4 protein-coding genes are annotated in these 2,346 nt (G+C 46.6%); 1 reads left to right on the top strand and 3 read right to left on the bottom strand.

What is annotated here, in order from left to right; genetic code table 11:
- Positions 1-630: 630 nt before the first annotated feature.
- Positions 631-1,023, top strand: coding sequence for a hypothetical protein (locus F6K49_RS42055; protein WP_070393683.1), 393 nt, complete (start codon positions 631-633; stop codon positions 1,021-1,023).
- 27 nt (positions 1,024-1,050) lie between these two features.
- Here F6K49_RS42055 and F6K49_RS42050 read toward each other — a convergent pair whose 3' ends face one another.
- From F6K49_RS42050 to F6K49_RS42040, 3 genes are all read right to left on the bottom strand, one after another.
- Entirely contained in the window at positions 1,051-1,203 is a 153-nt protein-coding gene (locus tag F6K49_RS42050) for a hypothetical protein (RefSeq protein ID WP_293107235.1), read from the bottom strand.
- Positions 1,204-1,222: 19 nt separating this feature from the next.
- Positions 1,223-1,927: a tetratricopeptide repeat protein gene (locus tag F6K49_RS42045; protein WP_070393684.1), complete on the bottom strand. Its 705-nt coding sequence runs from the start codon at positions 1,925-1,927 to the stop codon at positions 1,223-1,225.
- Between the two features lie 82 nt (positions 1,928-2,009).
- On the bottom strand, positions 2,010-2,270 hold the full coding sequence (locus F6K49_RS42040) for a hypothetical protein (protein WP_293060371.1): 261 nt from the start codon (positions 2,268-2,270) through the stop codon (positions 2,010-2,012).
- Between the last annotated feature and the right edge of the window lie 76 nt (positions 2,271-2,346).

Here is a 2,346-nt window from a genome sequence, read left to right as displayed (position 1 = left end):
AATTTAATTCGCCTACGGAAAGCGCACCTTTGGTTAAAACTTTGAGGCGCGACCCATGGCGAATTTAATTACGGGTCAAGCGCGCCTCCATGATTAAGGCCAGAGACGAAACCTTAGGAGAGTGGAGCCTTTATGGTTAGTCGGTTATGCGTAAAAGGGTTAAAACTGTTTGATTAAGGCTCCACTCTCCTTACGGTAACTTCAAACCTTATTTTAAGGTTTCGTCTCCGGGCTGTGTGGGTCACCTGCGTCCACACCCTATACGCCCCCTTTACCGCGCTTCATACGCGGGTATAACGGGAGGGGAATTGGAGTTGAATGATGGCTGCCAAGGCCAGTCTACCTGGGAAGGTTAATAGATATTTCCTATATTATAAGCAATAATTCTGAATTATTATCCTGACTCGAAGCTCCTGTCCCCTGGATTCAAGTCAACACCAGGAAATTTATGTGATCAAACTCACATTATGCTAAGCTCTTAGTCTATTTGGGGGCTTGATTGTTCCATAAAGACTATTTTTTAGCTAAATTATCTGGCTAAATAAAAGGTGCATACTCAAAACTCTATCCTAATCAACCCAATAATAAACCCAAGGGCGCTGGTGTACCAGCGTGGCATTGTAAACGGAAATGAACGCAATCCAACCCTCTGACTCAACTCGGGTACCATCAAAACCTCGCCGAAGAGTTCCTCGAATCAAGCACCGTCCGCAGCGACAGTCTTACGGGGCAGTTGCTGGTGAAACTACTGCTAAGTTACTTGTAAACCTAGTTCTGTGTGCTGCTGCGATTACCGCACTCATGGAACTATTACCTTATCATCTCTCACAGCAAGCCAAGTTGCGAGAAGTAAAACGAGAGGTGAAGCGAACTGAGACACGAGTGAATAACTTGCGCCGTGAATTCAGTCGCTCTTTTGACCCCAGGCAAGCCCAGAAAGTAATGCGAGAGCAAAGCTTACGACGTGATCCGAATCAGCTTCAGGTCGTCTGGCAAGATCCAGACTTAGGGGATGGAAATTAGTTATACTTCCGGTGGGCATAAACTGAGCTAAAGGTAATCGGTAGAGCAAGCTCTGTGCGTTCGCGCCCCGCGTGACCTACGGTCAATCCCGTAGCGTGGCCTACGGCCAATCCCATAAGCGCGGAAGCTTCGCGTGACTCCCGTAGCGTCTCCTAGGGAGAATCGCTGTTTGGGACGCAAGAGCTAACCACTAATCCCTTCAAGCTCTCAGTGGCTTAAGCAAATCATTGATCCAATTTTCCACTTTCTCGCGCAAGGAATCAGAAGAACCAGACAATGGCAGCCACTTCAAAGCCTTTTGATAGTCGCTGATGGCACAGTTCCAGTCACCCCTGAGATGGTAAGTACGCCCTCTCTGAGCATAGACATGGTCTTCCAGGCATCCTAGCATTAGAGCCATGTCAAGGTTTTCTAGGGCTAAATCGTACAATCCCAATTCCCGGAAGGTGATCGCTTGGTTAATCCAGGTGCGGATATTTCCCGGATTGAGATCAATAGCTTGCTCGTAGTCGGTGAGGGCTTCAGCCAGTTGCCCAACTGATGCATAATAATTAGCGCGATTGTTGTAAGCACTGTCCAATCTGGGATCAATTCGCAGTGCCTGATTGTAATCAAATAGAGCTTTGTAAGGCTGACCACTTTGGAAATACAGCAATCCCCGATTGTTGTAGTCTGATGCACTGGTGGGATTTAGATTAATCAACTGGGTTAACAATGCGATCGCACTGCTGTAATCCCCTTGTTTCACTTTCGAGTTTGCTAAGGTGCGCAGGCTTTTCACAGAATGTATGTGGCTTTTTCTAGGCACTAGCTTCACTGGTGCTAAATGCCTGTGGTTTTTGCGGGACATTGGGAACCACTGTCGATTATGGTTTTGCCGATTTAGAAAAGTAGGAGCATTCATAATTGCCTCAACCTCATTTGCAGCCTATCTAGATTCAACCTTACGGCTAACAGCACCCAGCTGGTTGGTCTTAATGTGTCACTTATTCATGCGTCTTCGGTGTACCCAAGAAAACCATCCAGATTGTCCCTCGGACTTGGGACTCTTCTTTGAAGACTACAGCAGTAATATGACAGTTTCCTGAAAGACGAATTAATTTTGTTGGGATTCTTTTATAGAGGGGTTGGGAGTGGACACTGTTGGGAAGATGCACAATTCCTGACGGGGTTTTGGGTTTGGGGTTTGGGGTAGTGGTCTCATTACTGAACTGCAGGTATAGCACAAAGCGGATAGATGTGTTCAAAATAGTATAGTTACTATTCCATAGCATCCACTCTCAGGAGGAAATCCTGTGCCATCCCTTCCCCCTTCAATTCCAC

Source organism: Moorena sp. SIO3I6, assembly GCF_010672095.1.
The sequence above is the reverse complement of the archived record's forward strand: the minus strand, read 5'-3'. Positions and strand labels throughout refer to the sequence as shown.